The sequence below is a fragment of the Pseudothioclava alba genome, assembly GCF_033100795.1.
Classification (GTDB): domain Bacteria; phylum Pseudomonadota; class Alphaproteobacteria; order Rhodobacterales; family Rhodobacteraceae; genus Pseudothioclava.
The window spans coordinates 472,902-495,904 of record NZ_JAWLVI010000001.1 but is presented as its reverse complement, the minus strand read 5'-3'; the positions used below and the strand labels follow the sequence as shown (position 1 = coordinate 495,904).

Annotated in this window: 23 protein-coding genes; 16 read left to right on the top strand and 7 right to left on the bottom strand. The window is 62.7% G+C overall.

Annotation, left to right across the window (positions count from 1 at the left end; genetic code table 11):
• Genes gmk through RYZ20_RS02425 form a run of 3 tightly spaced genes read left to right on the top strand, consistent with a single transcriptional unit; the run spans nt 1 to nt 1,326 of the window.
• Nucleotides 1-636, top strand: coding sequence for a guanylate kinase (gene gmk, locus RYZ20_RS02435; protein WP_317671312.1), 636 nt, complete (start codon nt 1-3; stop codon nt 634-636).
• Nucleotides 633-1,154, top strand: a complete 522-nt coding sequence (locus RYZ20_RS02430; protein ID WP_317670280.1) for a gamma carbonic anhydrase family protein — start codon at nt 633-635, stop codon at nt 1,152-1,154. Before gmk ends, RYZ20_RS02430 begins: the two co-directional genes overlap by 4 nt.
• A 1-nt stretch (nt 1,155) precedes the next feature.
• Nucleotides 1,156-1,326 carry a hypothetical protein gene (locus RYZ20_RS02425; RefSeq protein ID WP_317670279.1) on the top strand — a complete coding sequence of 57 codons (171 nt, stop codon included), beginning with the start codon at nt 1,156-1,158 and terminating at the stop codon, nt 1,324-1,326.
• A gap of 4 nt (nt 1,327-1,330) precedes the next feature.
• Here the strand turns inward: RYZ20_RS02425 and RYZ20_RS02420 are convergent, their stop codons facing one another.
• Nucleotides 1,331-1,624 carry a hypothetical protein gene (locus tag RYZ20_RS02420; protein ID WP_317670278.1) on the bottom strand — a complete coding sequence of 98 codons (294 nt, stop codon included), beginning with the start codon at nt 1,622-1,624 and terminating at the stop codon, nt 1,331-1,333.
• 319 nt (nt 1,625-1,943) lie between these two features.
• On the opposite strand from RYZ20_RS02420, the gene RYZ20_RS02415 reads away from it, so the two are divergent.
• The 4 genes from RYZ20_RS02415 (at nt 1,944) to RYZ20_RS02400 (ending at nt 7,680) form a co-directional block, all read left to right on the top strand.
• Nucleotides 1,944-2,996 carry a sensor histidine kinase gene (locus RYZ20_RS02415; RefSeq protein ID WP_317670277.1) on the top strand — a complete coding sequence of 351 codons (1,053 nt, stop codon included), beginning with the start codon at nt 1,944-1,946 and terminating at the stop codon, nt 2,994-2,996.
• Between the two features lie 93 nt (nt 2,997-3,089).
• Entirely contained in the window at nt 3,090-4,715 is a 1,626-nt protein-coding gene (locus RYZ20_RS02410) for an alpha-D-glucose phosphate-specific phosphoglucomutase (protein WP_317670276.1), read from the top strand.
• Nucleotides 4,716-4,762: 47 nt separating this feature from the next.
• Nucleotides 4,763-6,820 carry a 4Fe-4S binding protein gene (locus tag RYZ20_RS02405; RefSeq protein ID WP_317670275.1) on the top strand — a complete coding sequence of 686 codons (2,058 nt, stop codon included), beginning with the start codon at nt 4,763-4,765 and terminating at the stop codon, nt 6,818-6,820.
• Nucleotides 6,817-7,680: an FAD:protein FMN transferase gene (locus RYZ20_RS02400; RefSeq protein ID WP_317670274.1), complete on the top strand. Its 864-nt coding sequence runs from the start codon at nt 6,817-6,819 to the stop codon at nt 7,678-7,680. Before RYZ20_RS02405 ends, RYZ20_RS02400 begins: the two co-directional genes overlap by 4 nt.
• Here the strand turns inward: RYZ20_RS02400 and RYZ20_RS02395 are convergent.
• Both RYZ20_RS02395 and pedF read right to left on the bottom strand, forming a co-directional pair.
• The gene (locus tag RYZ20_RS02395) at nt 7,677-8,603 is read right to left on the bottom strand and encodes a substrate-binding periplasmic protein (RefSeq protein WP_317670273.1); all 927 of its coding nucleotides are present in this window, start codon (nt 8,601-8,603) and stop codon (nt 7,677-7,679) included. The genes RYZ20_RS02400 and RYZ20_RS02395 overlap by 4 nt on opposite strands.
• 4 nt (nt 8,604-8,607) lie before the next feature.
• Entirely contained in the window at nt 8,608-9,297 is a 690-nt protein-coding gene (pedF, locus tag RYZ20_RS02390) for a cytochrome c-550 PedF (protein ID WP_317670272.1), read from the bottom strand.
• A gap of 194 nt (nt 9,298-9,491) precedes the next feature.
• Between pedF and RYZ20_RS02385 the strand changes: the two genes are divergently transcribed.
• The 3 genes from RYZ20_RS02385 to RYZ20_RS02375 are packed head-to-tail and all read left to right on the top strand — an operon-like array spanning nt 9,492 to nt 11,918.
• Nucleotides 9,492-10,460, top strand: coding sequence for an ABC transporter substrate-binding protein (locus tag RYZ20_RS02385; RefSeq protein WP_317670271.1), 969 nt, complete (start codon nt 9,492-9,494; stop codon nt 10,458-10,460).
• Between the two features lies 1 nt (nt 10,461).
• Nucleotides 10,462-11,301, top strand: coding sequence for an ABC transporter permease (locus RYZ20_RS02380; protein ID WP_317670270.1), 840 nt, complete (start codon nt 10,462-10,464; stop codon nt 11,299-11,301).
• On the top strand, nt 11,298-11,918 hold the full coding sequence (locus tag RYZ20_RS02375; RefSeq protein ID WP_317670269.1) for an ATP-binding cassette domain-containing protein: 621 nt from the start codon (nt 11,298-11,300) through the stop codon (nt 11,916-11,918). The genes RYZ20_RS02380 and RYZ20_RS02375 overlap by 4 nt, the downstream gene beginning before the upstream one ends.
• On the opposite strand, the gene RYZ20_RS02370 is transcribed toward RYZ20_RS02375, so the two are convergent.
• The 4 genes from RYZ20_RS02370 to RYZ20_RS02355 are packed head-to-tail and all read right to left on the bottom strand — an operon-like array spanning nt 11,879 to nt 15,534.
• Nucleotides 11,879-12,679, bottom strand: a complete 801-nt coding sequence (locus tag RYZ20_RS02370) for an ABC transporter permease (RefSeq protein ID WP_317670268.1) — start codon at nt 12,677-12,679, stop codon at nt 11,879-11,881. The two genes, RYZ20_RS02375 and RYZ20_RS02370, sit on opposite strands and share 40 nt — an antisense overlap.
• A complete protein-coding gene (locus RYZ20_RS02365) occupies nt 12,667-13,395 on the bottom strand; it encodes an ABC transporter ATP-binding protein (RefSeq protein WP_317670267.1) in 729 nt (242 codons plus the stop codon). The genes RYZ20_RS02370 and RYZ20_RS02365 overlap by 13 nt, the downstream gene beginning before the upstream one ends.
• An 8-nt stretch (nt 13,396-13,403) precedes the next feature.
• The gene (locus tag RYZ20_RS02360) at nt 13,404-14,363 is read right to left on the bottom strand and encodes a YVTN family beta-propeller repeat protein (RefSeq protein WP_317670266.1); all 960 of its coding nucleotides are present in this window, start codon (nt 14,361-14,363) and stop codon (nt 13,404-13,406) included.
• Nucleotide 14,364: 1 nt separating this feature from the next.
• A complete protein-coding gene (locus RYZ20_RS02355; protein ID WP_317670265.1) occupies nt 14,365-15,534 on the bottom strand; it encodes an ABC transporter substrate-binding protein in 1,170 nt (389 codons plus the stop codon).
• 120 nt (nt 15,535-15,654) lie between these two features.
• On the opposite strand from RYZ20_RS02355, the gene RYZ20_RS02350 reads away from it, so the two are divergent.
• The 6 genes from RYZ20_RS02350 (at nt 15,655) to RYZ20_RS02325 (ending at nt 22,934) form a co-directional block, all read left to right on the top strand.
• Nucleotides 15,655-16,194 (top strand): tetratricopeptide repeat protein, encoded by a 540-nt coding sequence (locus tag RYZ20_RS02350; RefSeq protein WP_317670264.1) that lies wholly within the window; start codon nt 15,655-15,657, stop codon nt 16,192-16,194.
• Nucleotides 16,195-16,302: 108 nt separating this feature from the next.
• Complete coding sequence (locus tag RYZ20_RS02345) at nt 16,303-16,686, top strand: c-type cytochrome (RefSeq protein ID WP_317670263.1); 384 nt, start codon at nt 16,303-16,305, stop codon at nt 16,684-16,686.
• 160 nt (nt 16,687-16,846) lie between these two features.
• On the top strand, nt 16,847-18,610 hold the full coding sequence (locus RYZ20_RS02340) for a PQQ-dependent methanol/ethanol family dehydrogenase (protein WP_317670262.1): 1,764 nt from the start codon (nt 16,847-16,849) through the stop codon (nt 18,608-18,610).
• 173 nt (nt 18,611-18,783) lie between these two features.
• A complete protein-coding gene (locus RYZ20_RS02335) occupies nt 18,784-19,494 on the top strand; it encodes a response regulator (protein WP_317670261.1) in 711 nt (236 codons plus the stop codon).
• Between the two features lie 24 nt (nt 19,495-19,518).
• Nucleotides 19,519-20,691, top strand: coding sequence for an FIST signal transduction protein (locus RYZ20_RS02330; RefSeq protein ID WP_317670260.1), 1,173 nt, complete (start codon nt 19,519-19,521; stop codon nt 20,689-20,691).
• Nucleotides 20,691-22,934: a PAS-domain containing protein gene (locus RYZ20_RS02325; RefSeq protein WP_317670259.1), complete on the top strand. Its 2,244-nt coding sequence runs from the start codon at nt 20,691-20,693 to the stop codon at nt 22,932-22,934. Before RYZ20_RS02330 ends, RYZ20_RS02325 begins: the two co-directional genes overlap by 1 nt.
• Nucleotides 22,935-23,003: the final 69 nt, after the last annotated feature.

Genomic DNA, 23,003 nt, shown 5'->3' with positions numbered 1-23,003 from the left:
CTGAACCGCCGCGGCCTCTTGATAATTCTGTCCTCGCCTTCGGGGGCGGGCAAATCGACGCTGGCAAAGCGTCTGATGGCATGGGACCCGACGCTGAAATTCTCGGTCTCTGCCACCACGCGCGCGCCGCGCCCTGGCGAAGCCGATGGGGTGGAATACTACTTCAAGACCCGCGCCGAGTTTGAGGCGATGGTCGCCGCGGGCGAGATGCTGGAACATGCCGAGGTGTTTGGCAACTTCTACGGCACGCCCCAAGGTCCGGTCGAGGCGGCAATGCACGCGGGCCGCGACACGCTTTTCGACATCGACTGGCAGGGCGGCCAGCAGATCCGCCGTTCGGCGCTTGGCAAGGATGTGGTCTCGATTTTCATCCTGCCGCCCTCGATTGCCGATCTTGAAAGCCGCCTGACAGGCCGCGCGCAGGACAGCGCCGAGGTGATCGCGGGGCGGATGGCCAAATCACGCGATGAAATCAGCCATTGGGGCGAGTATGATTATGTTATCATCAACCGCGATCTGGACACGGCCGAGACCGAGCTGAAAACAATCCTGCAGGCCGAGCGCGCCCGCGCCGACCGCCAACCCGGCCTCAATGAGTTCGTGCGCGGCCTGAACAAGGAGTTTGACGAGAGATGATCTACGAACTGGATGGTGCCGCGCCGCAGGTTGCGCCGACGGCATGGGTCGCCCCCGATGCCAATCTGATTGGTAAGGTGGTGCTGGAGGATGAGGCTTCGGTCTGGTTCGGCTGCACCCTGCGCGGCGACAACGAAGAAATCCGCGTCGGTCGTGGCTCGAACGTGCAGGAGAATGTGATCTGCCACACCGATATGGGCTATCCGCTGGTGATCGGCGCGAATTGCACGATCGGGCACAAGGCGATGCTGCACGGCTGCACGATCGGGGAGGGCTCTCTGATCGGGATGGGGGCAACCGTTCTGAACGGTGCCAAAATCGGCAAGGGCTGCCTGATCGGGGCGGGGGCGCTGATTACCGAAGGCAAGGAGATTCCCGATGGCTCGCTGGTGATGGGTGCGCCGGGAAAGGTCGTGCGTGTGCTGGACGAAGCCGCGCGGGCCAAGCTTCTGGCTTCGGCGGCGCATTACCGTGAAAACGCCGCGCGGTTCGCGCGTGGCCTGGTAAAGGTGGGCTGAGATGCTACTTGATCCGCAAAACCCGCGCCTGAAACCCTTGTGGGTGCGCATCCTGATTGTGGCGGTGCCGCTGGTTCTCGCGGCAGCGGGGTTCGATCAGGGATCGGTCACCGTGGGCGTTGTCTTCGGGCTGCTGGGTGGTTTTGCCTTCAGCCGTCTGTTCCTGCCATAAGCCGTTAGTGTCGCACCGGTGGCACAGAGGGCACGACAAACAGATCGAAATCGCACCGCGGCCAGATCTGCGCGACCTCGGCGTGGACCAGCTTGAGATCGGGCAGGGGGTGGCAATAGGCCCGCACCGCGCCTTCGTAGCCCAGATCCTGCAAGTGCCGGATCAGATCGAGAATATCATAATGGGCCGAGACCAGCGGCGCCAGAATCACGTCTGGATTTTCATGGTTAAGCGTATCGGCATCAAGCTCTGCAAAACGCCTTACCGAAATAGAAACGCCGCCAACGCCTTGAAGCACCTGCGGAATTGTCTGGGTCGGATCCAGAACAAGAATATGTCGCCCCTCAAGGCTCGTGCGTATGGCCTGCCTTGCAGTGGCCTTGCTGAATGGCGATGGAGGTTTCGACATCTCGTGCTCGGTAGAAGTTTGTCATTGCACTAAAGGTTATACAGCTACACTAAAGATACACGTTCCGGTTTAGCCGCAGGCAAGCGTCCTCTCAAGGGATAATCGCGACTTTTATCTATTTGGTTCTATTGGCTGTTCAGGAGATTGGCGGGTTTACTCGATTGCGTATCTGGGCGAGTGTGGCGCGCAACGTTCAGGAGCCCCGCCCATGCTGTCCCAGATGACCCGAGATCTGATCGGAGCGATGCCCCTGCCGGTCATGTTGATCGACAGGAACGAGCGGATCGAGGCGGCCAATGCCGCGATGATGCTCCTCTTGGGGGAGGATGCCGAAGGGCGTGCGCTGGTCACGAAATTGCGCCAGCCCGCGATCGGCGCTGCGGTCGATGCGGCGCTGCGGGGCGACGTGCCAGACCCCGTGACGGTGACTATCACCGGCCAGACGCGCGAGATTACCGCCATCGTGCATGTAACGCCGACCTCACCGCATCTGGCCGCGTCAGGGGGCGCGATGGTTTCGATCGAGGATATTACCGCCAAGGTTGCGGCCGACGAAATGCGGCGTGATTTCGTCGCCAATGTCAGCCATGAATTGCGCACGCCGCTGACCGCGCTGATCGGTTTTATCGAGACCCTGCGCGCCTCGGCCAAGGATGACCCTGTCGCGCGCGAGCGGTTCCTCTCGATCATGGGCCGCGAGGCCAACCGGATGAACCGGCTTGTCGCGGACCTGCTGTCACTAAGCCGCGTCGAGGTGAACGAGCGTCGTCGTCCGTCTGGGTCGGTTGATGCCGCGCGGATGATTGCAGGGGTGTTTCAGGCGCTCTCCAGCGTGGCCGAGGCCAATAATGTTGAGCTGCGCAAAACCTGTTCCGCCGATCCTGCAACAGTGCAGGGGGAGCTGGACGAGCTGACTCAGGTTTTCACAAACCTCGTTGAAAACGCTATAAAATATGGCGGTTCCGGCGGGCTTGTCGAGGTGGACATTTCGGGCGTTGCGCATGAGCCTGCCCTGCGTGGCCCCGCGATCCGCATAGCTGTGCGCGACCACGGAGAAGGGATCGACCCGATCCATATTCCGCGCCTGACCGAGCGCTTTTACCGGATCGACACGCATCGCTCGCGCGAGCAAGGCGGCACGGGGTTGGGGCTGGCGATTGTGAAGCATATTATCAACCGTCATCGCGGGCGGTTGAAGATCGAAAGCGGCATCGGCAAGGGGTCGTGCTTTACCGTCAGCCTGCCTGCGGCGACCCGCTGACGGATTGTTGAGCGTGTGCCCCTTGTGTAACTTATTGAAGTATCGGCATATCAGCCCGAACCAGTATCGCGCCAACATCGCGCAGGAGTCCCTATGGCAAGTATTGTAACCGCCCCGATCCAAGGCCAGAAACCCGGCACTTCGGGGTTGCGCAAGAAAACCCGAGAGTTCATGGCCCCCGCTTTCCTTGAGAATTTCGTGCAGTCGATCCTTGATGCTATCGGTGGCGCTGCGGGCAAAACCCTTGTTCTGGGCGGAGACGGGCGCTTTTTCGGCGAAGAGGCTGCGCAGGTAATCCTGAAGATGGCGGCTGCAAATGGCGCCGCACGGGTGATCGTCGGGCAGGGCGCGTGGCTGTCCACGCCGGCGGCCTCGCATCTGATCCGCACGCGCGGCACGGATGGCGGGATCATTCTCTCGGCAAGCCATAATCCGGGTGGCCCTGACGGCGATTTCGGTGTCAAGTTCAACGCGGCCAATGGCGGCCCCGCGCCCGAGGTGCTGACCGATGCAATCTATGCGAAAACGCTGGAACTGACGCGCTATCTTAAACTCGAAGCGCCCGATGTGAACCTGACCGCCATCGGTGAAAGCCATCTGGGCGAGATGGTCGTCGAGGTTGTCGATCCCGTCATGGCCTATGCGGACATGATCGAAAGCCTGTTTGATTTCAAATCATTGCGCGGCCTTTTTCATGAAGGTTTCACGATGCGCATGGATGCAATGTGCGCGATCACCGGCCCCTATGCGGTCGAGATTTTCGAGAACCGCCTCGGGGCGCCGAAAGGCACGGTGACCCATAAAACCCCGTTGCCCGATTTCGGCGGTATGCACCCGGACCCGAACCCGACCTGGGCGCATGAGCTGATGGCCGAAATGATCGGCGAGAGCGGTCCTGATTTTGGCGCGGCCTCGGATGGGGACGGGGATCGGAACATGATTGTGGGGCGGCAGTGCTATGTCTCGCCTTCGGATAGCCTTGCGGTGATTGCCGCGAATGCGCATCTGGTGCCGGGCTATGCTGCGGGGCTGAAAGGTGTGGCGCGCTCGATGCCGACTTCGGCGGCGGTGGACCGTGTGGCCGCAAGCCTCGGGATCGACTACTATGAGACGCCCACCGGCTGGAAGTTCTTTGGCAATCTGATGGATGCGGGGCGGGTGAACCTCTGCGGTGAAGAGAGCTTCGGCACCGGATCGGACCATGTGCGCGAGAAAGACGGGCTTTGGGCCATTCTGATGTGGCTCAATATCATTACTGTTCGCGGGCAAGGTGTCGCCGAGATTTTGGCCGACCACTGGGCGCGCTTTGGTCGCAACTATTACTCGCGCCACGATTACGAGGCGTTGCCGAAAGATCAGGCGGAGGCGCTGTTGCGCGATCTTGTTGACCGGCTCGATGGCCTGAATGGGCAGTCGTTCCAAGGGCTTACGGTGTCCGGCGCGGACGAGTTTTCGTATTCGGATCCGGTAGATGGGTCGGTCTCGGCGCATCAGGGTGTGCGTATTTTGTTCGAGGGTGGCTCGCGCGTGGTGCTGCGGCTGTCGGGGACAGGGACCGAGGGCGCGACGCTGCGGGTCTATCTTGAGCGTTACGTTGCAGGGCCGGACGGGCTTGACGCCGATCCGCAAGAGGCGCTGGCCCCGATCATTGCCGCGACCGAAGAGATCACCGGTCTCAAGGCGCGCACCGGACGGGCCAGACCGGATGTCATCACCTAAGACTTAGGTCGAATTTCCAAACCAGGACGCGCGGATAGGCTGGCCCTATGATCCGCGCGTTTTTTCTTTGGGTGCTTTTGTCGGCGCCGCTTTTCGCGGCCCCTTTGTCGCGCGCGGATCTGTCGGACCTGATTATCGCGCCCTATGCGCTTGGCGAGCAGATCAATGACAAGGGCGTCTGGGGGCTGCTCAATTCCGGCGGGGGGGATGCGGGCTTTGTGTTCGAGACCGGCGCGCTGGCGCCTTTGCCCGGCTTTTCGGGGCAGCCGATCAATATTCTCGTGGTGCTGGATCTTGAGGGGCGGTTCATCGACACGCGCCTGATTTCACAGCGCGAGCCGATCTTTGTCTCGGGTCTGGGCGAGGCGCCTTTGCGGGATTTCCTTGGTCAGTATCAGGGACGCTCGATCAACGAGCCGATGGTGGTTGGCACACCTTATGGTGGTGGGGGCGGAGCCTCGGATCTGGTCTATCTTGACGGCGTAACCAAGGCGACGGCAAGCGTGCGGATCGCACATGAAAGCATTCTGGCGGCGGCTTTGGCGGTGGCACGCGAAAAGATGCAGGGCGTGCAGGCGGGGCCGCCGCCGCGCCCGGACCTTGACCATGACGAGGCGCTGGACTGGGAAACGGCTCTGGATCAAGGGCTTGTCCGGCATCTGCGCGTAAGCAACGGCGCGCTGGATGCGGCGTTTGCTGGCACGAAATGGGCGAGCGACGACCCGCTCGCGCAGGCCGCGCCCGATGACGCCTATATCGACCTTTACGCTATCGACATCGGCCCGCCTGCCATCGCACGGGCCGTATTGGCGTCCGGCACTCTGGCCGAGGTAGCCGCTGTCCGCGCCCGCGCGCCCGATGACGAGTTGATCTTGCTGATCGAGGCGGGGCGGCACGGGCTGGTCTCGGATGATTTCGTGCGCAACACCGCGCCCGACCGGATCGCGGCCACGCAAGACGCTCTGCCGCTGGCGCTGCGCGATGCGGATATTCTGCCCGAGTTGCACGCGGACCTGCCCGACGCCTTGCAGGATGCGACGCTGATGGTGCTGCGCCTCGACCGGCGGCTTGGCTTTGATCCGGCGCGCGAATGGGAGCTGTCGCTTCAGGCTTTGCGTCTGCATGGCAATTTCCAGCCCGAGGCCCGCTCCGCGCATTTCAACCTGACGATGGGTCTGCCCGAGCGGTTCTTTCTGCGCCCCGATCTGCCCGCGCCGCGCCCGCCGTGGCTGGATGCGCTGATCGCGCGCAAGTGGGAACTGATGGCTCTGGGGGGAGGGCTGGTGATCCTGTTTGGCGTGCTCTGGCAGCAGGACTGGCTGGTGCGTCGCGCCGTGTTCACCCCGATACGTCTGGGGTTTCTGGCTGCGATGGTCGCGTTTGTCGGCTTCTGGGGGCAGGGGCAATTGTCGATCGTCACCCCCTTGGCGGTTTTGCGCGGCATCACGCAAGGCGGCGGGCTTGAGGTGCTGCTTTACGATCCGTTTTCGCTGATGATCTGGGGGGCGGCGATTGTTGGGTTCGTGCTTTGGGGGCGGGGGCTGTTTTGCGGCTGGCTCTGCCCGTTTGGCGCGCTGCAAGAGTTCGCCCATCACCTAGGGCGCTGGCTGCACTTGCCGGAATGGGAACCGCCCCGAACCTATGCCACGGCACTGGCCGCGACGGGACCACTGGCGCTTGCGGGTGTTCTGACCGTGGCGGTGATTGCGCCGGACCACGCGGAAACCGTGGCCGAGATCGAACCCTTCAAGACCGCGATCACCATGCAGTTTGCGCGCCCCTTGCCCTATGTGCTGTGGGCGGGTGGCTGGCTGGTTCTGGCGATGGTCTGGTTCAAGGGGTTTTGCCGCACGATCTGCCCGCTTGGGGCTTTGATGCGGATCGGCGGATATCTGCGGCTGCGCGACTGGATCGCGCGGCGCGAGGACTGCGGGCGCCCGTGCCAGCTTTGTCGCGTCAAATGCCGCTATGGCGCAATTTCGCGTGAGGGTGCAATCGACTATCCCGCCTGTTTTCAATGTCTTGACTGCGTCGTGATCCATGACGACCCGAGCCAGTGCGTGCCGCTTGTGCTGGCCGCAAAACGCGAGAGGAATCCTAAATGAGCCTGACCCGACGCCGTTTTCTGACGATCTCGGCCAGTGCGGCTTTCGCGGGAAGTTCGGCGCGCGCGGCCCTTTGGCAGGGGCAGGCGCTTGGCGCGGATGTCAGCCTGAGCTTGCGCGGACAAAGCGCGACACGGCCCCTGATAAACGCGCTTCGCACCGAGCTTGACCGGATCGAGGGGTGCTTTTCGCTGCATCGCGCCTCCGAACTGACCGAACTGAACCGGACGGGCAGGGTGACAGGCTCGAGGATGATGCGCGAGGTGCTTGGCCTGTCGCGCAGGGTCAACCGCGTGACCGATGGCCTGTTCGATCCCTGCGTCCAAAGCCTTTGGGCCGCGCGGATCGCAGGGCGCGGGGGTAAACTGGCCTCGGGTGTGCAGGACATCGAAATCCGCAGGGAAATTCACCTGCCCGAGGGCGCGCGGCTTACGTTCAACGGTATCGCGCAGGGCTATGCGACCGACCGGATTGCGGCGCTTTTGCAGGCGGCGGGGTTTTCCGATGTGCTGATCGACATGGGCGAGATGCGTGCCTTGGGGGGCGATTTCCGTGTCGGGATCGGTGATCCGGCGGCGGGGGTCGTGGGGCAGGTGACGCTGAAAGCCGGGCGCGCGCTGGCGACGTCTTCACCCGCCGCGCTGAGGTTCGCGGATGGCTCAAGCCATATCATCGGGCCGCAAGGGCAACCGCCCGTCTGGTCCAGCGTCACCGTCGAAGCCGATAGCGCCGCAATTGCCGATGCCGCCTCGACGGCTTTCGTGCTGATGGAGCGCGCGCGGATCGAGGTGGCGGCGCGCCGTCTTGGGCTGCACCGGATTTTTCTGACCGACCAGACAGGTGACCTGAGCCGGATCTAGCGCAGGGGCGGGGTGAAACTCAGCCCATACTCCGCGAAAATTGCGGCGATCCGGCCGTCCGCCAAGGCTTCGGCAATAGCGTCATCGACTGCATAGCCAAGCGGACGATGCTGGAACGACAGCGCCAGTCCCAGCGTCCATTTCGAGCGCTGCAGCCCCAGAAGCGGCGGCTCATGCAGGCCGATCCCTTCGGTCGCTCCAGCCTCAAGCTCGGCGCGCGGACCCATGACGGCCATCACCTCGCCTGTGCGCAGCCCCTCCATCGCCTCAAGCGTGGTTTTGTAGCGATGCACCTTGTCCGCCCCCGCGCCATGCGCGACCGACCCCAGATAGAAATCGGAAATCGAGTCATTCTCGACGCCCACCGTATCAAAGCGGAAGAACGCGGGCGTCGGTTTATCCTCGGGGTAGGCGGCTTCGGAATAGGCAATCGCCAGATGCTCTTCGCCATAAAGACCGGTGAACACGACCTGATCGAAGCGGCAGGCATAATCCACATCATAGGGCACATGCATGAACAGGTCCGACACATGCCCGCCCACGACCGCGCCTTTATAGACATAGTTGCGCAAATCCGCGTCCAGAGTTTCATCCGCCTGCACAAAGCGGATCGTCGCCTTCACCCCAAGGGTTTCAGCGACCAGCTTTGCTATCTCGACATCGACGCCTCTGGCCTTGCCGTTCTCCTGCCATGACCAGGGCGCGTAATCCTCGTAGACCGCGATCTCGATCCAGCCATCCTCGCGGATCCGGTCGAGCGTCCGCCCGATGTCCTGCGCAAAAGTGTTTTGCATCTTCTGTTCGGGTGCCAGCCCCTCGCAAGCGGCAAAGGCTGGCAGGGCGCCAAACCCTGCCAGCCCGCCCGCGCCCAGAACAGTCGCGGTGACAATCGCCCGAACACCCTTTGCCGTTGCTCCGGGCATGGGCTTATTCCGCCGCAGAAAGGCCGATAGTCAGCAATTCGGCCGCGTGTTTCTGCGTTGCCGGATCGTCGCCAAGCGCATGAGCCGCGCGCGAAACCGCGCTATCGGCCACTGGCGCACCAGAGGCGGTCACAACCTTTGCGCCGATCTCGAGGAGTTCCGCCTTGACCGCAGCACCATCCGCCGTGCCTGCCATCATCTCGTCGCGGATCTGCTTGAGCCGGACCGAATAGTCGTCCAGCGCGCCATCTTCGGGGCGGGTCTCGATATAGGTGCGGATCGCCCACGCCGCCTTTTGCCCCAGCACTTCGCCAAAGGCGGGCATCTTGGTAATCCCGTTCTGTGTCATGCCGAACTGGAAGCGCTCGACAAACCATTCGTCGCCCGCTTCTTCGGCCTCGAGATAGCGCAGATCAGGCGCAAGCCCGCCCGAAACCGCACCAAGCCCGTGACAGCGCGCGCAGTTCTGGTTGAAACCGGAATCTCCGATCTGAACCGCCTGCGCCCAGACCTCGTCGCCCGCAGCCGAGGCGCGATAGGGGTTTTCGGTCAGCCATTCCTCGCCCACCTCGGGCAGGACATCGGTGTTGATCGGTTGCGGCGACACATCGCCATGTGCGAGCGCCTGAAGCGGTGCAACAGCGCCCGCCAGAACAAGCGCGGCGATAAACGTGCGGGGGTGGTCCTTGAGCATGATCTCCTCCCATTCGATCGTAGCTTTTATTCTGGATTACCGATGAAGGTTTGATGCTTCCATTCGACCTTGGTCTTGATCGGGGGGGCGCGGGTATTGGCCTTTGGTCGAATAGGCGGGGTCAAGGGGTCGGTCGTAGGCTGTCTTTAGCGGCGGCGGGGACACCCGCGCCATCTCGTGTTGGGGAGGATACGATGAAACACACGAAATTCGGTCTTTGGGTCGGGGCGGCGGTTCTGGCTCTTTCGGCGGGGATTGCTGCGGCCGAGCCTGCGCTGAAGCTGGCGACGCTTGAAGGCGGCACGGTCAGCTGGGAGCTGGACACCATCACCCATTACGGGCTGGATGAGGCCCATGGGTTCAGCCTTGAGGTGATGCCGGTCGCGGGCAAGGATGCCTCGGCAGTCGCCCTTCTTGCGGGCGAGGTCGACGGTATCGTCACCGATTGGTTCTGGGTTGCGCGGATGCGGGCCGAGGGGCAGGACTTTCGCTTCATCCCCTATTCCAAGGCCGTTGGCGGGCTGATGGTGCACCCCGAAAGCGGGATTATCTCGCTCGCCGATCTTAAGGGCAAGAAGATCGGCATTGCGGGCGGGCCGCTGGATAAAAGCTGGCTGATCCTTCGCGCATGGGCCGCGCAGCAGGGCGGCTTCGATCTCGCCGCAGAGACCGAGCAGGTTTTCGGCGCGCCGCCCCTGATCATGCAGGCGGGGCTGTCGGGGGATGTCGATGCTGCGATCAACTTCTGGCACTTCATGGCCAAGATGGAAGCGGGCGGGATGACGACGCTTCTGCCCGTCGCACAGGCCGCCAAGGATCTTGGACTTGATCCCGAAACGCCGCTTCTGGGCTATGTCCTGCGGGGTGAAACGGTGGATGAACACCCCGAGATCGCGAAAGGTCTGGCCGATGCGTCGCGTGCCGCGAAAGATAAGCTTAGCGCCGACCCCGAGGCATTCGCGCGCCTGCGCCCGGTCATGAATGCCAAATCGGACGCGCAATTCGAGGCGCTGAAGAAAGGCTTCGTCGAGGGGATTCCGGCAAATGCGCCCGTTGATGCCGAGGCTGCGGGGCGGATGCTGGAATTGATGGCGAAACTTGGTGGCGAAAAGCTGGTCGGGCCGGTTACAGAGTTGCCCGCCGGAACCTTCCTGTCGTTCTGAGATGGGGCTGAGCGGGTTGGGACAGGGCCGACGGCGGATCACGCGCTCGCGCGTGACCCTGCCGCCCGGTGGGCCGCCCGCGAGAGGGCTGCTTTCTGCTGGGCTGTGGCGCGGTGTCGGCTCGGTTCTGGCTCTTGGTTCGGTCTGGGCCGCGCTCAGCCTGATCCTGGCCGACCCGCTGCGCGCGCCCGCGCCTTGGGTCGTTCTGCCCGAGATGTGGCATCTGCTGGTGCAGGGCGATCTGCGCGCCGATCTGGCGGTCACGCTGCGGCGCGTCGGGCTGACTTTCGCGATCTCGATGGCAGGAGGGCTGGCGATTGGCCTTGCCCTGGGCCGCTGGTCACGCGCCGATCTCTGGTTCGGGCCGTGGCTGACGATGGCGCTGAATATTCCCGCGCTGGTGACGATTGTGCTGTGCTACCTCTGGATCGGCCTGAACGAATGGGCGGCGGTGATGGCGGTCGCGCTGAACAAGATTCCGCTGGTTGCGGTGATGCTGCGCGAAGGCGTGCGTGTTCTCGACCCCGATCTAATGGCGATGGCGCGGCTGCATGGCATGTCGCGCACCGAGCGCCTGCGCCATATCATCCTGCCGCAGCTTGCGCCGCATCTTCTGGCGGCAGCACGGGCAGGGATCGCTTTGATTTGGAAAATCGTTCTTGTGGTTGAATTTTTAGGCCGTCCCAATGGGATAGGGTTCAGAATTCATCTGGATTTCCAGATGTTTGATATAGCGGGAGTGCTGGCCAATGCGCTGGCCTTCGCGCTGATTATGCTGGCCGTCGAATTGGGGATTTTCGCCCCGCTTTCCGCGCGCGTTTCCCGTTGGAGAGGCCCATGATTTCCGTTGATATAACCTCCAAGAGCTTCGGCCCTCAACCCGTTTTAGGGCCGATCCGGTTTCGGATCGGGGCGGGCGATGTGCTGGGAATATCCGGCAGCTCGGGGGTTGGAAAAAGCACGTTGTTGCGCTTGTTGGCGGGGCTTGACCAGCGGTTCGAGGGCCGGATCGACGCGCCGCAATCACGCGCGATGGTGTTCCAGTCGCCGACCCTGATGCCGTGGCGCAAGGTGATCGACAATATCACCATCCCGACCCATTGCCGCCGCGATGAGGCGCTTGCGATGCTGGAGCGCGTGGGGCTTGGCGACAAGGCCGAAAGCTGGCCGGGACAGCTCTCGCTCGGGCAGGCACGTCGTGTGGCGATTGCCCGGGCCTTTGTCGGGCGCCCGGCGATGCTGCTGCTGGACGAACCATTCGCCTCGCTTGATACCGCGCGGGTCGGGGATCTGCTGGAGCTGACCAAAGCGCTGATCACAGAATTCCGGCCGGCAGTGGTTCTGGCCTCGCATTCCGAGACCGAGCTGGAAGCGCTTGCGACCGAACGCATGGTGATGCAAGGAACACCCGCGCAGCTTTATCCTTTGGCAGGCACGCGGGTCTGCGCGGGTTCGTAGCCACGGATGGCGAGTGCGAAAAACACCCCGAACGAGCCAAGACACCAGAGCAGCGCGGGCAGGCTCGACTGGCCGTAAAGCGCAAACCGCACCAATTCGACTGCGTGAGTGAAGGGGTTCAGGCGGCAGATCTGCGCCAGAAGCGGCGAGCTTTCCTGCATTTTCCAGATCGGATAAAGCGCCGATGAGCAGAAAAACATCGGGAAGATGACGAAATTCATCACGCCGGCAAAGTTTTCGAGCCGCCGCACACTGGCCGAAAGAAACAACCCGAGCGCGCCAAGCATCAGCGCGGCCAAAATCAGTGCCGGCAGAGCAAGCGCATATCCTGAGATCTTTAGCTTTATCCCGTAAGTGTATGCTATAGCGAGGAAAACAAAAACTTGCAAAATACCGACCAGCGCGCTTGCCGCTAGTTTCGCCATCAGTAGAAACCAGCGCGGCAAAGGCGCGGTAAGCATCAGGCGCATCGCACCGTTCTCACGCTCATGCACCAGAGAGAGCGAGCTTTGCATCCCCGAGAAGAGCAAAATCATGCCGCACAGGCCGGGAAGAATGTAGGTCTCGTAGCTGATATAGGTCTGATAAGGCGGAATGATCGACAGCCCAAGCGCCGCGCGAAAACCGGACGCAAAGACAAAAAGCCAGACCAAAGGGCGCACAAGAGCGGCCAGAAACCGCTCGCGCTGGAGCAAGAACCGCATCAGTTCACGCCAGAGGATCGCGCGGCTTGCGCGGGCAAGGTGGCTCAGGCCGGACATAAGCTTCCCCCTGTAACACGCTTGAACCAAACTGGAATATCCTCGAGGCCAGAAAGGGTTCTGGCCTCTCCGTCGGCGCGGATCCGGCCTTTATCCAGCAAGATGACCGCATCGTCAGGCCGGATTTCGTCGCTCAGATGCGTTGCCCAAAGCACCGAAAGTCCCGTTTTTGTCAGCGCATGGACGTGCTCGGTGATCGCCGCGCGAGTGCCGGCATCCAGCCCGACGGTCGGTTCGTCAAGGATCAGCAGATCGGGGCGATGCAGCAGCGCGCGCGCAATCTCCATCCGGCGCCGGTGCCCGCCATTGAGCGACCGCAACCGCTCGTGTCCGCGCTCGGCCATTCCCAGCCGTCCAAGCGCCTCGACAATCCGGTCGTCCGCGATCCTCCGTGGAATCCCGTGGAGCGCCGCGAAATAGCGCAGGTTCGCCTGGACGCTCAGATCAAGGTCTAGTGTAGGCTGTTGAAAAACCACGCCAATCTTGCCCAAAGCTGCCGTCGGCGCGCGCGCCATATCGTGCCCCGCCACATGGACCGCACCGCGTGGCGGGCGGATCAGCCCCGTCAGCACCGAGATAAGGGTTGATTTCCCGGCGCCGTTTTGACCCAGAAGCGCGCAAAAGCTCCCGCGCGGAAGCGTAAATGTCACCTCATCGAGGGCGCGTTTTGCGCCCCAGCTATGCGACAGGTTCTTGACGCAAAGCGCTTCCGTCATGGCAGGTATCAAGGCGTCGGGCGCGCGGCTGCGCCCCATGGGAAGCGGCCGACCTTGATCGTCTTGAGCGGCGTCAGGCTTGCCACATCAATCACTGTAACATCGCCGGATACCCCATTGGTTGTAAACAGCTTTGTATGATCAGGTGAGAACTCCATATGCCAGACACGCCGCCCGACAAGGATATAGTCGCTGACCTCGAAACTCCGCCGGTCGATCACCGCAATATGGTTTGACGGACCAAGCGCCACAAAAATCCGCTCACCATCGGGGGAAAACCGCATGCCCACGGGCTGGATTTTCTCGGGGCGGATATTGGGCAGCGCGAAGCGGACCTTTGCAACCTCGGCCTTGGTGGCGGTGTCGAAGATTGTAACCGTGCCGCCGATCTCGGAGCTGACCCACAGCTCACGCCCGTCAGGGCTGAACTCTGCATGGCGCGGGCGCGCATCCACCAGCGAATTTGCCACAACCTGATGGGTCGAGGTGTCGATCCAATGCGCCATATTCGTGGTTTCCGAGGTCGTGACCTGAAGCGTGCCATCGGGCGAAATGCCCATCCCTTCAGGCTCGACGCCGACGTCGATCTGGGCGACCACCTTCCGGGTTTGCGTATCGACGACAGTGGTGATCGCGTCATCCTCGTTCGCGATGTAAAGGTGGCGGTCATCGGGGGCGAGGACGAATTGCTCGGGGTCTTCGCCAGACGGCAGGTCATGCAGGATTGTGCCTGTGTCGGGGTCGATCACCTGCACCGCGTCGCTATCCGAGGCGCAGACATACAAGCGGCTGAAATCACGCGAGAAAATCACGCCGCGCGGACGTTCGCCGGTCGGGTAGGTCGCGATCACCTCAAGCGAGGCCACGTCGATCACGCTCACGGTGTCGTCCATCTCGTTGGAGACCCAAATCTCGTCCGCCTGCGCGGGCAGGGCAAGGGCAGTGGTCAGCAAAAGGGCGCGTATCATGTCAGTCTCCGAAGGCGGCGCAGGTGGTTTCGGGGGCGTCCTGACCAAGCGTGTCCAGCTCGGAGCGCGCGTGCAGGAAGCCTTCGATCGGGGCGAGCGCAACAACCGCGCGCTCTGTCACAAGGGGGATCGGTTGACGCAGCTGGCCGTTCCAGGGGCGAAACGACAAGGGCGTGCCCAGAAATCCGCCCAGACGGAATTCATCAGACAGAAGATAGCTGCGTAGCGAGGCCGGATCGGTCGAGGCAGTGCGGGTCGCGGCCTCGCCAAGGGCGGCAATCGCGACCCAGGCACTGAAATCCTCGGGGCGCATTTCGCGGCCAGTTGTGGCGCGGAACCGGTTCTGGAGCTGCGCGGCCCCATGCTGTTCGACAACGCCCGACCAGCCGCGCGGGCTTAGCCCCTCGCTGCCGGCAAGAGGGCGCGGCGCCCATGTATTATAGGCGATGTAGCGGGCGAAATCGCCGCGCTCGTCCGCCACAAGCAACAGGTCATGCGCGGGCAGATCCTGCGTGAACAGAGGCACCTCGGCAGCGGCCGCGCGACGCATATTCGCGTCAAACGCCCATGTTTTTTCGGCACTGAGCGTCAGCCCGAACTTCGCCAGCGACGCCCTGAGCGCAGTGGCAAAGGCCGTATCTTCCGGCGTGCTGCCCGCAATCAGCGCCAGATCGTCCCAGCGTTTTTTCAAGATGAACTGCGCCAGCGCGTCGGTTCGCATCGCAAGGCTTGGCACGGTATGAAGCAGGTTCGCGCGGCAGTTCTCCCCGCGCAGATCCGTTTCGGCGGCAGAGATATTCACGATCAGCGCGCCTTGCGCCTCGGGCAGATCGGCCAGCGCCAGCAGATCGTCATGCGGCGCTTTGACCAGCACGACCTTGACGCCGCTTTTCAGCAGCGCCGAGGCCGCCGGCAGGAACTCCGCATCGGGCGGCACAATGGTTTCATGCAGATCATAGCTTTGGCCCGTGAACTTGCCGGTGGTTCGCACGTCGGCAAGCCCAAGCCCGGCCCCTGCGCGACCCAGATCATCGGGCAGCGCTTGCATGTTCGAGAGGATCGGCGGCGGCACGGTCTGGCGTTCCAGCCAGTCGATGCGCAGCCCTTCGGCACCGGCCGTTTGCGCAAGGCAGGCTATCCCCCAGATGATGCAGACTACCCGACCGAACATGCGTTTCTCCCCTGAGTCGGATGAGACCGGAGGAGGGTCTTAGTCGCAATACGACCAAGGTCTAGGGCAGGGAACCAATGCCCGGGTGTTACCTTTTGGGTGGTTGCAAAGGAGAGGGAGATGAAACGGTTCTGGTTGCTGGCTACCCTGATATTCGGCGCGCCTGCCTGGGCCGAGGATCTGTCGCGATATGGCGATACGAATCCCGAAGAGCTGTCGATCGGGCGGGTGATGCGCGATGTCGAGCGGGGAGCGACCTCGATGACAGTTTGCGCGACAGGCTATTTCATCACGAAATCGGGGCGCCACGTCGAGGCAAGGCGCCTGTTTGAGCGCTGCGCGGAAGATGGCTGGACCGGGGCGATGACATGGATGAGCCAGCTTGATGAAAACGGTCTGGGCACGCGTCGGGATTCGACCGCTGCCGCCAATTGGGACCGGATGGCCGCCGAGGCGGGCGATCCGGTCGGCAAGTTCAACCTTGGGCTTGACCTGCTGCGCGGGCATGGTGTGGGGTATGATCGTGATGCCGGACGCGCCCTGATCGACGAGGCCGCGCGTGACGGGTTAGAGGTTGCGCGGCGATTGCAAAGCGCGGGTTATGACCCCGCCGAAGTCACGCCGGACGCCGACGAATGGCGCTATCAGCCGATGTTCTGAGCCCCGTCTACGACCAATGTCCAATACCGCGTTTGATGCAGGTCAACACCTTCGCAAACCCGCTGCGGCATGGCTGGGGCAGATCGGATTGCGACAGGAGACCGAGCGATGAACAAGATGATTATGGCGATTGCACTGGGGTTTGTGCTGGCGGGGACGGCCTCGGCCAATGTGTTTGACCGTGTAAAGGTCGAGGCGGGGGAGACCCTGTTTCGCACAGAATGCCACCGCTGCCACGCAGTCGACGCGACCGACCCGAGCTATGGCCCGCTGCTGGACGGCATTCTCGGGCGCAAGGCGGGCACCTATGAGGGATACGAGTTCTCGGAGGCGCTGAAGGGTGCGGGCTTTGTCTGGACCGCGGGGGCGCTGCGCGCCTGGATGGAGGAAAACGACGCTTTCGTGCCGGGCACAAAAATGCGCCATGTCGGCATCACCGACCCGACGGTGCAGGACTTCATTATCGAATATCTCTCAACGCTGGCAAAGTAACTTATTGGGCGGGCGCGGTTTTTCGCGCCCGTTCTTTTTGCGGCAGGGTCGTAAGACCAATGGACAATATACGCCGCAACTTCCCCGTCGATACTTGTTCGTGACGCCCCGCAGGCCGATGCGCGATGCGAAGGGCGGCAGTTAAGGGGAGGACTAACTGATGAACCGATTCATCCTTGCCACCGTGGTGGCGCTGACTTGTCTGGGCTCGGCTCAGGCGGGTGTGACCGAGCAGGATCTGCTCAACGATCAGCAAAGCACCGACAATATTCTGACCAACGGCATGGGCCGCAATTTGCAGCGTTTCAGCCCGCTGGACATCCTGAACAAGGACAACGTCGAGAACCTCGTGCCGGCATGGGCCTTCTCGCTTGGGGGCGAAAAGCAGCGCGGGCAGGAAAGCCAGCCGCTCGTCTATGATGGCGTGATGTATATCACCGGTTCTTATTCGCGCCTGTTCGCGATCGACCTGAAAACCGGCAAAGAGCTGTGGCAGTACGACGCGCGTCTGCCCGAAGGCATCCTGCCGTGCTGTGACGTGATCAACCGCGGCGGCGCGATCTATGGCGACAACATCTATTTCGGCACGCTGGACGCGCGTATCGTCGCGCTCGACCTGAAGACTGGCGACGTAAAATGGAACAAGAAGATCGCCAATTACAAAGAGGGCTATTCCTACACGGCGGCGCCTTTGATCGTGAACGGGCTTGTCATCACCGGCAACTCGGGTGGTGAATTCGGCATCGTGGGCGAGGTTCAGGCGCGCAACGCGGAAACCGGCGATCTGGTCTGGACGCGTCCGGTGATCGAGGGCCACATGGGCACGCTCAACGGTCAGGAAAGCACAATGACCGGCACGCTGAACGCGACCTGGCCGGGGGATTTGTGGAAGACGGGCGGCGGGGCGACCTGGCTTGGTGGCTCCTATGACGCCGACACCGATACGCTGGTCTTTGGCGCGGGCAACCCGGCACCGTGGAACAGCCACCTGCGCAACGCAGGCACGCCGGTCGAAGGCAACAAAGGCGACAACCTTTATGCCGCCTCGCGCCTTGGCATCGACCCAGCCACCGGCGAGATCAAATGGCATTTCCAGACCACGCCCCGCGAAGGCTGGGACTTTGACGGCGTGAACGAGGTTGTGGCCTACGTCGACAAAGACGGCAACAAGCGTTTCGCCACCGCCGACCGCAACGGCTTCTTCTATGTTCTCAACCGCGAGGACGGCAAATTTGTCACCGCCCATCCTTTCGTGAAGAACATCAGCTGGGCCTCGGGCATCGACGAAAACGGCCGCCCGATCTATAACGAGGACAACCGTCCCGGCGCGCCCGACGCAGCGGCCGAAGGCGGCAAAGGCCAGCAGGTCTTTGCGGTGCCCTCGTTCCTTGGTGGCAAGAACTGGATGCCGATGGCGCATAGCCAGAAGACCGGCCTTTTCTATGTGCCTTCGAACGAATGGGGCATGGACATCTGGAACGAGCCGATCAGCTACAAGAAGGGCGCGGCCTACCTTGGCGCGGGCTTTACCATCAAGCCGCTGTTCGAAGATTACATTGGCTCTCTGAAGGCGATCGAACCCACCACCGGCGAGGTGAAATGGGAGTTCAAGAACGAAGCACCGCTCTGGGGCGGCGTGATGAGCACCGCGGGCGGTCTGGTCTTCACCGGCACCCCCGAGGGCGAATTCATCGCCTTTGACGACGAAACGGGCGAAAAGCTCTGGTCGTTCCAGACCGGCTCGGGGATCGTCGGCCAGCCCGTCACCTGGGAACAGGACGGCGAGCAATATGTCTCGGTGATTTCGGGCTGGGGCGGCGCGGTTCCGCTTTGGGGTGGCGAAGTGGCCAAAAAGGTCAACTACCTCAATCAGGGCGCGACCGTCTGGACCTTCCGCCTGCCGCGCAAGCTGGCCTCGAACTAAGCAATCGACACAACGCACAAAAGGCGCGGGGGGAAACCCTCGCGCCTTTCGCATTTCTTGATCGGCACGCGTTTTCGCGTCAGACTTGCCCGCAAGGGGATTAGACCTTTGGACAGTTACCCAACCCGCCCGCGCTTGATAGGTTTGGGATAAGGTCGAACAGGAGGGAAACCATGCAGGATCATTTCCCCGTCAAGGGCGCGAAAGCGGAATTCAACCGGGCGATGATCGTCGAGGATCACCCGCTGTTTTGTGACGCGTTGGCGATGACGCTTCAGGTGGTCGCAGGGATCGAGCAGGTGGATCATGCCGACCGTCTGGGCCGCGCGATCGAGCTGATCGAAGAGGGCGCAGCACCAGATGTGATTATTCTCGATCTGAACCTGCCCGATGTGAACGGGCTGGAGGGGCTGATCCGGCTGAAACAGACCGCGCCCGCGCTGCCGATCGTCGTGGTCTCCTCGATCGACGAGCCGCGCGTGATCCGCTCGGCCATTCTTGCGGGTGCCGCCGGTTTCGTGCCCAAACATTCGCGCCGCGAGCTGTTCCGCACCGCATTCGCCGCCATCGCGCGCGGCGAGATTTTCGTGCCTGAATCCAATGGCGATACGCTGGCCGAGGGCAACGGCATGACGCCGCAGGACGAGGCGATCCGGCGCCTGTCGCAACTGACCCGCCAGCAGGCAAAAATCCTTGAGCAGATCTGCGAAGGCAAGATGAACAAGCAGATCGCCTATGACCTGTCGATTGCCGAGACCACGGTCAAAGCCCATGTCACCGCGATCATGCGCAAGCTCGGCGTCTATTCGCGCACGCAGGCCGTTCTGATCGCGCGCGAGGCGCAGGCGATGGGGCCATTGCCAGAAAGCTGGCGGGACGGCTAACCTCTGGCAAAGGGGGAGGCGCGCATGACACAGACAGACCAAACAGGTATGGCAAGCAACGGGCGCACACAAGGGTGCCCTGTGTCAGCTTCGGTTTCGGCCCATGTGACCGCGCCCGCGGAAGCGCTGGCCAAGGCCTTGGGGCAGGGGCCGCACGCGCTGATCCTTGTATTTGCCAGCCTCGAGGCCGATCTGCCCGCGCTTGTCGCGACACTCGGGCAGGCCTTCCCGCGCACGCCGATCTGCGGCTGTTCGACCGCCGGAGAGATCACCGCGACCGGCTATGACATGGGAAAGGTCGTCGCTTTTGCTTTTCCAAACCGTGGCTTCGATGCCGAAGTTCTGGTCTTCGAACATATCGACCAGCTTGATACCCGCAGCGTGATTGGCGAGTTGCTGCGCGCGCGCCAGTCTCTGTCGCGGCGTGCCGAAGCGCGCATCAACGAACTTGCGGTGCTGATGGTCGACGGGCTGTCAGGGCAAGAGGACGCGCTGGTCGCGGCGCTTTCGGGCGGGCTTGGTGCCGTGCCGATAGTCGGGGGCTCGGCGGGCGTGGTGACGGGCGCCACCGAAACCGTTCTCTTTGCCGAAGGGCGCTTGCTGGAAAAGGCCGCCGTTTTATGCCTTTTACGCGGGGTATGCGAGTTTCGCACCTTCTCGCTTGATCACAGCCGCCCGACCGAGGCCCGCATGGTTGTCACGCGTGCCGACCCCGAACACCGGATGGTGCTTGAGATCAACGACGAACCGGCAGCCGTGGAATACGCGCGCCTTCTGGGGCTGACGCCCGATGACCTCTCGCCCTATGTCTTTGCCGCGCATCCTGTGCTGGTGCGGGTGGGCGGGCGCTATTATGTGCGCGCGATTCAGGGCGTCGGACCGGACAATTCGCTCGTGTTCTTTGGCGCGATCACCGAGGGGCTGGTGCTGACGCTTGGCGCGACCGAGGACATCGCGGGGCATCTGGAACAGGAACTGGCCGAGCTGGCTCGCCGCCGCAACCCGAGCGCCATTCTGGGGTTTGACTGCTTCTTCCGCCGGATCGAGGCCGAGGGTCGCCAGAAGGTATCTGAAGTCTCGCGCATCCTTGCCCGCCACAACGTTGCCGGTTTCTCGACCTTTGGCGAGCAGATCGGCGCGATGCATGTAAACCAGACGATGACCGGCGTCGCCTTCTTCCCGCCGGAGGGCAATTGATGGAGCCAGATCGCCCGAACACCCTGCCGCCAAGCCTGCAAGCGCTGATTGGTCGCGAGGACACGCTGGAGCGCCAGAACGCCAAGTTGTTGCGCATCGCCGAGGTGCTGATCCGCCACTCCGAGGAAACCACCGAGGATCGTGGCGCGGCCTATGCCCAATTCCAGCGCGCCGCGATGCTGGAAGATCAGGTCCGCGCCCGCACCCGCGATCTGGAACGCGCGCTGGACCTGCTGAACATCTCGAACGCGCGGCTGGCGGATGCCAACCGCGAGATCGAGACCGCACGGCAAAACCTCGCCTCCGCCATCGAGACCGTGCAAGAGGGGTTTGCGCTTTTTGACGCCAACGACGTGCTGGTGATGTGCAATTCGCGCTTCAACGCGCTGTTGCCCGACATTCGCAGCCACCTCCAGCCGGGCCTCGAATTCGTGGACTATCTGAAACTCGCCAGCCATTCGGCCTATCTGGGGATGGCGCAGGGGATGGCTCCGGCGGACTGGATGGAGATGCGTCTGCGCCGCCACAAAGAGCACCATTTCATCCTGACGCAACGCATGGGCGAGGATCGCTGGGTTCAGGTCTCTGAACACCGCACCCGCGACGGCGGCACGGTGATCTTGCAAACCGAGGTCACCGATCTGATCCGCGCCGAACGCGAGGAACGCGGGCGGATGTTGCACGATCAGGCGCAGATATTGCGCGCGACGCTGGAACATCTGCGCCTTGGGGTCTGCATCTTTGACGCGCGATTGCAGCTCTTGGGCTGGAACGAACGGTTGGGGGAGTTTCTGACGCTTCCACGCACGCGCCTGCGCCACGGGATGCATTTCGATCACCTGCTCGAACAGATCCGCGACCAGTTCGTCTTTCCCCACGGGCTGAGCGCCTATCGGCTGGCCGATTGGGTGCGCTCGGTCCGGCGTGTCGACAGCTTCACGATGGAGGTGACGCGCGAGGGCGGCGCACAGATCATCGAACTTTTTGCGCAGGAATTGCCCGACGGGGGCTTCGTGATGTCGCTTGATGATGTCTCGGCCGAGCGCCAGATGCTGGCGGAACTCAGCCGCACGAACGAAACGCTGGAAGCGCGGGTGATGGAGCGCACGCTGGAGCTTGAGGACGCGCTGACTCGGGCCGAACGTGCGAATGCGTCTCGCTCGCGCTTTGTCGCGGCGGCGAGCCACGACCTGCTGCAACCGCTGTCTGCGGCAAAGCTCTATCTCGCCTCGCTGTTTGACGAGAGCCAGAGCGATCTGGCACTGCGCACGCTTGACAAGGTGCAAAGCGCGCTTGGCTCGGTCGAGGGCATCCTTGGCGCGCTTCTGGATATTTCGCGCCTCGAATCCGGCAATGCGACGGTGAATATGGGGCCGGTTCCGCTTGGCCCGTTGTTCGAGCGGCTGCGCGACGAGTTCAGCCCAATGGCCAACCGCAAGGGGATCGAGCTGATTATCCGGCCCGTTTCGGCGGTGGTGTTTTCCGATAGTGCCTATCTGCGACGGATCTTGCAAAACCTGATCTCGAACGCGATCCGCTACACTGATACGGGCCGCGTTTTCGTGGGGTTACGGCGGCGCGGTGCGCTTTGGGTGGTCGAGGTGCGCGACTCGGGTCCGGGGATTGCCGAAGACGACCAGGAGGCAATCTTCCGCGAGTTTCACCGGCTGCACGCGAAGGCTTCGGCCTCGGAGGGGATGGGGCTGGGGCTGGCGATTGTGGAACGCGCGGCCTCGCTTCTGGGACATCCGCTTGAGCTGCGTTCCAAACCGGGGAGGGGCACGACCTTTGCCGTCGGGCTGCGACCTGCGATCGAGGCCACCAGCAGCGCCGAGGACATCCAAAGCGGCGAACGCCATTATATCGACACAGCGCGCGACCTGCTTGTGCTGCTGGTCGAAAACGACGCCGAACTGTCCCGAGCCATGACACAACTTCTTGAAAAATGGGGGGTGACGGTGCTCGATGTCGGCTCGGGCGAAGAAGCGATCGAGTTGCTGGAGGCGACCGGCGTCGAACCCGACATCTGCCTGATCGACTATCAACTGGGCGAAGGGATGGACGGGCTTGACCTGATTTATGCGCTGCGCGAGCGGCTTGGCGCCGATCTGCCGCTGCGTCTGGTCACGGCGGATCGCTCCGAGGAAACCGGCATCCGCGCCAAGGCCGCCAAGGTCGAGATCATGGCCAAACCGATCCCGCCCGCCGCCCTTGCCGCCTTTCTGTTCGGCCCGCGCCGCTGATTGTGCGCAATCTGTCGCGCCAAGCGTTTACAGCCCGCAGAACCCGTGCCAAATCTCTGCGGGAAACCG

Bases quoted from the DNA above. Each gene is read 5' to 3' on its own strand.
- RYZ20_RS02430 (WP_317670280.1), top strand. From the start codon at position 633: ATGATCTACGAACTGGATGGTGCCGCGCCGCAGGTTGCGCCGACGGCA.
- RYZ20_RS02425 (WP_317670279.1), top strand. From the start codon at position 1,156: ATGCTACTTGATCCGCAAAACCCGCGCCTGAAACCCTTGTGGGTGCGC.
- RYZ20_RS02415 (WP_317670277.1), top strand. From the start codon at position 1,944: ATGCTGTCCCAGATGACCCGAGATCTGATCGGAGCGATGCCCCTGCCG.
- RYZ20_RS02410 (WP_317670276.1), top strand. From the start codon at position 3,090: ATGGCAAGTATTGTAACCGCCCCGATCCAAGGCCAGAAACCCGGCACT.
- RYZ20_RS02405 (WP_317670275.1), top strand. From the start codon at position 4,763: ATGATCCGCGCGTTTTTTCTTTGGGTGCTTTTGTCGGCGCCGCTTTTC.
- RYZ20_RS02400 (WP_317670274.1), top strand. From the start codon at position 6,817: ATGAGCCTGACCCGACGCCGTTTTCTGACGATCTCGGCCAGTGCGGCT.
- RYZ20_RS02395 (WP_317670273.1), bottom strand. From the start codon at position 8,603: ATGCCCGGAGCAACGGCAAAGGGTGTTCGGGCGATTGTCACCGCGACT.
- pedF (WP_317670272.1), bottom strand. From the start codon at position 9,297: ATGCTCAAGGACCACCCCCGCACGTTTATCGCCGCGCTTGTTCTGGCG.
- RYZ20_RS02385 (WP_317670271.1), top strand. From the start codon at position 9,492: ATGAAACACACGAAATTCGGTCTTTGGGTCGGGGCGGCGGTTCTGGCT.
- RYZ20_RS02380 (WP_317670270.1), top strand. From the start codon at position 10,462: ATGGGGCTGAGCGGGTTGGGACAGGGCCGACGGCGGATCACGCGCTCG.
- RYZ20_RS02375 (WP_317670269.1), top strand. From the start codon at position 11,298: ATGATTTCCGTTGATATAACCTCCAAGAGCTTCGGCCCTCAACCCGTT.
- RYZ20_RS02370 (WP_317670268.1), bottom strand. From the start codon at position 12,679: ATGTCCGGCCTGAGCCACCTTGCCCGCGCAAGCCGCGCGATCCTCTGG.
- RYZ20_RS02365 (WP_317670267.1), bottom strand. From the start codon at position 13,395: ATGACGGAAGCGCTTTGCGTCAAGAACCTGTCGCATAGCTGGGGCGCA.
- RYZ20_RS02360 (WP_317670266.1), bottom strand. From the start codon at position 14,363: ATGATACGCGCCCTTTTGCTGACCACTGCCCTTGCCCTGCCCGCGCAG.
- RYZ20_RS02355 (WP_317670265.1), bottom strand. From the start codon at position 15,534: ATGTTCGGTCGGGTAGTCTGCATCATCTGGGGGATAGCCTGCCTTGCG.
- RYZ20_RS02350 (WP_317670264.1), top strand. From the start codon at position 15,655: ATGAAACGGTTCTGGTTGCTGGCTACCCTGATATTCGGCGCGCCTGCC.
- RYZ20_RS02345 (WP_317670263.1), top strand. From the start codon at position 16,303: ATGAACAAGATGATTATGGCGATTGCACTGGGGTTTGTGCTGGCGGGG.
- RYZ20_RS02340 (WP_317670262.1), top strand. From the start codon at position 16,847: ATGAACCGATTCATCCTTGCCACCGTGGTGGCGCTGACTTGTCTGGGC.
- RYZ20_RS02335 (WP_317670261.1), top strand. From the start codon at position 18,784: ATGCAGGATCATTTCCCCGTCAAGGGCGCGAAAGCGGAATTCAACCGG.
- RYZ20_RS02330 (WP_317670260.1), top strand. From the start codon at position 19,519: ATGACACAGACAGACCAAACAGGTATGGCAAGCAACGGGCGCACACAA.
- RYZ20_RS02325 (WP_317670259.1), top strand. From the start codon at position 20,691: ATGGAGCCAGATCGCCCGAACACCCTGCCGCCAAGCCTGCAAGCGCTG.